Below are 5,268 nucleotides of genomic sequence, written 5' to 3'. Positions count from 1 at the left end.
CATGAAGGAATAGGTTCCGGCCGTCGGCGTGTCGAGGCAGCCGATGATGTTCATCGCCGTCGACTTGCCGGAGCCGGACGGCCCCATGATGGCGACGAATTCGCCACGCCGGATGGCGAGGTCAATGCCGGCCAGCGCATGCACCTTGGCCTCGCCCTGGCCATAGCTCTTCCAGACCTTGTCGAAGGTGATGAGGGCAGCACCGGCAGCCACGGTATCAGCTCCGCTGCTGCGACGCGGTGATGACCTGTGCGCCTTCGTCGAGGCCAGAAATGATCTCGGTCAGTTCGCCGTCGGTCGAGCCGATCTTGACGTTGACCGGGTGCGGACGCCCGTTCTCCAGCACATAGAGCGTGCGCGAGCCGTCGGTGGGCACTGTGGCGGCCTGGCGCTGGCGGTTGCCGCCGGGGCGGCCCATGCGGCCGGTGAACAGGTCGCTGAGGCTCCAGCCGCGTGCGGCCTGTTGGGCAGGACGATAGCGGAAGGCGGTGGCCGGTACGGTGAGCACGTCCTTGGCCTGCTTGGTGACGACCGAAACGGTGGCGGTCATGCCGGGCCGCAGCAGCAGCTCGTTGTTGTCGACCTCGAGCCGCGCATTGTAGGTGACGACGCCGTCAGTGGTGACCGAGGCATAGGAGATGTCTCGGATCTCGGCATCGAACGGCCGCTCGGGGAAGGCATCGACGGTGAAGCGGGCATGCTGGCCGGATTTGACCGCACCGATGTCGGCCTCGTCGACCGCCGCCACCAGTTCCATGTTCCTGAGATCGGCGGCGATGATGAACAGCACCGGCGCCTGCAGCGAGGAGGCGACCGTCTGGCCGGGATCGACCGAGCGCGTCAAAACGATGCCGTCGATCGGCGCATAGATGGTGCTCTTGGCAAGGTCGGTCTGCTGCGCCTTGAGGTCGGCCTGGGCGATGGCGAGGTTGGCCTGCGCACTGTCTAGAGCTGCCTTGGAACGGTCGCGCGTGGCGGTTGCTGCTTCAAGCGACTGGTCGGTCGCCATGCCGCGCCTGGTCAGTTCGGCGGCGCGCACCAGCGCCTTCTCGTTTTCGGCCAGCGTAACCGTGGCGTCCTCGACATTGGCGGCGGCGGCCTTGGCCGAAGCTTCGGCGCGCTCGATCTGGACTTCGAGTTTCACCGTGTCGAGTGTCGCCAGCACGTCACCCTTCTTGACCTGCTGGTTCTCCTCGGCCGAGACCGAGCGGATGATGCCGGACAGTTCGCTTGAAATATCGACTTGGGTGAGTGGTTGCAGCGTGCCGGTCGCCGACACCGCGACTGTGAGGTCGGCCTTGGCGGCAGGCACTGTGGTGTAGTCAATCCTGGCCGGCGAGCCGGCATACCATTGATAGACGCCAAGCGCGGCGACGAGCACGATCAGCGCCAGCAACGCATAGAGCCACCCACGACGGCGCGATCTGCGCCGGCCTGTCTGGTCGAGCCCAAGCGCCGTCTCGATGGCGGAATCCGATTCCGTCTTTGGCAGATTGACAATCTGGTCCACGCTGGACCCCTATAATGCGCAATGTCCCTATCTGTGCACAGATCAGGCTTACCGGTTCAAATATCAAATTAAATTTCGCCCATGTTGGGATTGAGGCAGGAATGAAAACCCGGAATTACTTGCTTTACGATGTGTTTACGACCGAGCGACTGGCCGGCAATCCTTTGGCCGTCGTGCTGGACAGCAAGGGATTGGACACGGCCGCGATGCAGGCCATCGCGCGCGAATTCAACCTGTCCGAATCGGTGTTCGTCCTGCCGCCGGACAATCCCAAGCACAAAAACCGCATCCGCATCTTCACGCCCGACTATGAAATGCCGTTCGCCGGCCATCCGACGGTCGGCGCCGCGATCGCGCTGGCCGAACTTGCGGAGGAGGGCGGCGCCGGCATCTTCGTGCTGGAGGAAAACATCGGTCCGGTGCGGTGCGCCGTCAGCAAGCATGACGGCAACACTTTTGCCGAGTTCGATCTGGCGAAGCTGCCGGAGCCGCTGAAGCTCGATGCCGATCCGGAGGCGATCGGTGCCGCGCTTGGGTTGACGCCGCATGAGATCGGCTTCGAGAATCACCGCGTCGCGTTCTGGTCGGCGGGCGTGCCCTACGTCACCATCCCGGTTGCCAATCTCGAGGCGGCGGGCCGCATCCGGCTGGACAACCAGGCATGGTCGGAACTGGCGCCGCGCAAGAGCGAGTGGGCCTTCGCCAGCCCCTATGTCTACTGCCGCGAGACGGTGAACCACGAAAGCGCCTTCCATGTGCGCATGATCGTGCCCGGCACGCCTTCCTACGAGGATCCGGCGACCGGTTCGGCGGCAGCCGCCTTTGCCGGCGCCATCATGCATTTCGACGCGCCGACCGATGGCATTTCACAGCTGTGGATCGAGCAGGGGCTGGAGATGGGCCGGCCATCGCGCATCCGCCTCGAACTGACCGTGCAAGGCGGAAAACTGGCCTCGGCGCGCATCGGCGGCAACGCAATCAAGGTGGCGGAGGGCAAGCTGTTCGTTTGATCGAACGCATGCTCGGTCGATTTGTCGGGAAATGATTCCGGCAGGGCTGGACAGGACCGATGGTGGCGGCTATATGCCCGCCAACGCCGGTTTTTGCCGGCCGAGTGGGTGCGTAGCTCAGTTGGTAGAGCAGCTGACTCTTAATCAGCGGGTCCACAGTTCAATCCTGTGCGCACCCACCAAATTCCTAGAAGAGTTGGTGGAAAGACCCTGAAAGCGAGACGCGTTTGGCGCGTCTCGGGCAGGCTGTCTGACTGTGATTCTTTAACCGCGCTATCCAGATCTTGTGGCGATTCAGCCGCGTTGGAAAATGCGGGTCAGAAACCGGCCGAATCGAAAAGCAAGGCTCTTTTCCCCGGCTGCAGCATCGCTGGCGCCAATTCCGTCTTTTCCCCCGGAGAAATCGCTGATGGGCCACCAGAAGAAGACCAGGAAGACAACGAAAATGCCGGTGTCGATCGGGCCATGACTTGAATAGCTGCTGTGACGGAACACAACAGCGACCGCCCCGGCGATAACACCGCAGCTGCGGCAGGATGAAATTTCTTCATCCACAAAAATCTATTTGAGAATCGCCGTTACGGTAAGATGCCTCCTTTGTCGTGACAACGGCATCTTTGTCGGCCGATACGGGGAATGAATAACTACTTCTCCGAAACGCCAGCCTCTGCAAAACTCGCCATGCGGGCATGGCACTCCAGCGCCGAGCGGACGATGTTGACGGCGAGGCAGGCGCCGGAGCCTTCGCCGAGCCGCATGCCGAGATCGAGCAGCGGCGGCAGGCCGAGCGCTTCGAGCAGGCCGCGATGGCCTGACTCAGCGGAGACATGGGCTGCGATGGTGTGGGCGAGGCCGGTCGGGTGCAGCTTCGACAGCGGGGCTGCGGCGGCGGTGCAGACGAAGCCGTCGAGCAGCACGGGTATGCCGAGATGTCGGGCGGCGAGCGTGGCGCCGAAGATGGCGGCCAGTTCGCGTCCGCCGAGCACGGCAGCGATAGCAAGCGGGTCGGCGAGGGCTGCGGCATGGCGCTTCAGGCCGGCTTCGATGGCGACCACCTTGCGCTTCAAGCCGGCGTCATCGACGCCGGTGCCGCGCCCTGTCCACTTTTCCGCGCCGCCGCCGAACAGGGCTGCTGAGATGGCAGCCGCCGGCGTGGTGTTGCCGATGCCCATCTCGCCGAAGCAGATAAGGTCAAGATCCTTCGTCACCGCATCATAGCCGGCCGAGACCGCCGCCAGAAAGGGCGCTTCGTCCATTGCCGGACCTTGGGTGAAGTCGCCGGTCGGATGGTCGAGATCGAGCGGGATGACGTCGAGTTCGGCGCCGGCTATGCGGGCAAGCTGGTTGATGGCGGCACCGCCGCCAGCGAAATTCGCCACCATCTGCACGGTGACTTCCGAGGGATAGGCCGACACACCTTGCGCGGTGACGCCGTGGTTGCCGGCGAAGACGAAAACCTTGACGCGGTCGAGTTTCGGCATGTCGCGGCCCTGCCAGCGCGCCAGCCACGCGGCGATGGTCTCGAGCCGGCCGAGGCTGCCTTGCGGCTTGGTCAGCGTGTCCTGGCGGCGTGCGACCGCATTGGCCGCGGCATCGCTGCCAGCCGGCAGGTCGAGGCAGGCGGCGCGCAATTCACTAAGGGACTTGAAGGACATGGGGGCAAAGTCTCCGAAAAGGAATCAGGCCATGGGGATCAGGCCAAAGGGATCAGGAAAGCGCTACGGAAGCGACGAGCAGCACCGCGATCTCGCTTGCCTGCTGCAAGGCGCCGATCGTGTCGCCGGTCTGGCCCTCGATCTGGTTGAAGCAAAGGGCGCGGAATGCGGCAAACAGCAGGCCAAGCAGGATCAGCGCGAAGACGGCGCCGCCCAGCCCGAGCAAGAGAAGCGGGATCGCGCCGAGCAAGGCGCCGGCCATGGCGGTTTCCTGCGACACGGTGCCGGCGTCGACCGAGAGGCCGTCGACGCGCGCTGGAGGCAAGAGATGCATGAAAGCGCCAAGCAGGCCGCGCGAGGCCGCGTGTGCGGCCAGGAGGGCAAACAGGGCCTGTGTGGGATCGACGAACTCCGACAGCGCGCTCCAGCGGACCAGCAGCGACAGAGCCAGCGCCGCCGCACCATAGGCGCCGATGCGGCTGTCGCGCATGATCTCAAGTTTGCGGCCGCGCGATTTGCCGCCGCCAAACCCGTCGGCGACGTCGGACAGGCCGTCCTCATGCAGGCAGCCGGTGGTGAGCAGGGTTGCCACAAGGGCAAGTGCGGCCGCCGGCCCCATGGCAAGGCCGAACCGTTCCGCCGTGGCAAAAACGATGGCGCCGATCAGGCCGACGACGAGACCGGCGATGGGGGCGGCCCAGATCGCCGCGGCAAGGCTGCGGCCGCGAAAATCGAAGACGGGCAGCGGCAGCCTGGTGAAGAAGACCAGGCAGAGCGCGATGTCGTCGACGACCTGTCGTGGTGAGAGGGCCAGATTCCCGAATTTCATGCTCTAGCCCCTCGCAATCGCATGGAAGAAGGTGCCGCTGACATGGCCGCGCCGGTAGCCCGAGGCGCCGATCGGATTGCCCTGGCCGTCGGCAAGGTCGGCCAGCGGCTCGTCATTGCCGGTGGCCGTCATCTGCGCATAGTGGAATTCGTGGCCACGGATCAGCGCGCCCTGTGCACCCAGCGGACAATCGGCACGCAGCCGCGCCTCGCGGTAGCCGAGGTTCATCTTGCGCCTGGCGAAGCTGGTGGCGTGGCCGAGCAG

General features: G+C 64.7%; 6 protein-coding genes, 1 tRNA gene and 1 pseudogene. 2 read left to right on the top strand and 6 right to left on the bottom strand.

The features are described from left to right. Both EN991_RS22325 and EN991_RS22320 read right to left on the bottom strand, forming a co-directional pair. Window positions 1-213: ATP-binding cassette domain-containing protein (locus EN991_RS22325; protein WP_127369571.1), on the bottom strand; the 213-nt coding region annotated here is incomplete at its 3' end. Between the two features lie 4 nt (window positions 214-217). Next, a complete protein-coding gene (locus EN991_RS22320; RefSeq protein WP_127369570.1) occupies window positions 218-1,510 on the bottom strand; it encodes an efflux RND transporter periplasmic adaptor subunit in 1,293 nt (430 codons plus the stop codon). 101 nt (window positions 1,511-1,611) lie between these two features. Here EN991_RS22320 and EN991_RS22315 point away from each other — a divergent pair, with 101 nt between their 5' ends. Together EN991_RS22315 and EN991_RS22310 are read left to right on the top strand one after the other, a co-directional pair. Beyond that, window positions 1,612-2,520 carry a PhzF family phenazine biosynthesis protein gene (locus tag EN991_RS22315; protein WP_027160563.1) on the top strand — a complete coding sequence of 303 codons (909 nt, stop codon included), beginning with the start codon at window positions 1,612-1,614 and terminating at the stop codon, window positions 2,518-2,520. A 106-nt stretch (window positions 2,521-2,626) separates the two neighbouring features. Then, window positions 2,627-2,702, top strand: a tRNA-Lys gene (locus EN991_RS22310). 112 nt (window positions 2,703-2,814) lie between these two features. Here EN991_RS22310 and EN991_RS22305 read toward each other — a convergent pair. The 4 genes and pseudogenes from EN991_RS22305 to EN991_RS22290 form a co-directional block, all read right to left on the bottom strand. Continuing rightward, window positions 2,815-3,075, bottom strand: a complete 261-nt coding sequence (locus EN991_RS22305; protein WP_024501379.1) for a hypothetical protein — start codon at window positions 3,073-3,075, stop codon at window positions 2,815-2,817. An 89-nt stretch (window positions 3,076-3,164) separates the two neighbouring features. Continuing rightward, complete coding sequence (cobT, locus tag EN991_RS22300; protein WP_064993764.1) at window positions 3,165-4,175, bottom strand: nicotinate-nucleotide--dimethylbenzimidazole phosphoribosyltransferase; 1,011 nt, start codon at window positions 4,173-4,175, stop codon at window positions 3,165-3,167. A gap of 52 nt (window positions 4,176-4,227) precedes the next feature. Beyond that, window positions 4,228-5,004, bottom strand: a complete 777-nt coding sequence (gene cobS, locus EN991_RS22295) for an adenosylcobinamide-GDP ribazoletransferase (protein ID WP_024501377.1) — start codon at window positions 5,002-5,004, stop codon at window positions 4,228-4,230. A 3-nt stretch (window positions 5,005-5,007) separates the two neighbouring features. Continuing rightward, window positions 5,008-5,268, bottom strand: a pseudogene (locus tag EN991_RS22290) (cobyrinic acid a,c-diamide synthase); the annotation flags it as partial.

The organism is Mesorhizobium sp. M7A.F.Ca.US.005.03.2.1 (genome assembly GCF_003997795.1).
Taxonomy (GTDB): Bacteria; Pseudomonadota; Alphaproteobacteria; order Rhizobiales; family Rhizobiaceae; genus Mesorhizobium; species Mesorhizobium ciceri.
This window is presented reverse-complemented; position numbering and strand designations above follow the sequence as displayed.

Coding starts and splice junctions, on each gene's coding strand:
- cobS (WP_024501377.1), bottom strand. CDS start 5,004: ATGAAATTCGGGAATCTGGCCCTCTCACCACGACAGGTCGTCGACGAC.
- cobT (WP_064993764.1), bottom strand. CDS start 4,175: ATGTCCTTCAAGTCCCTTAGTGAATTGCGCGCCGCCTGCCTCGACCTG.
- EN991_RS22315 (WP_027160563.1), top strand. CDS start 1,612: ATGAAAACCCGGAATTACTTGCTTTACGATGTGTTTACGACCGAGCGA.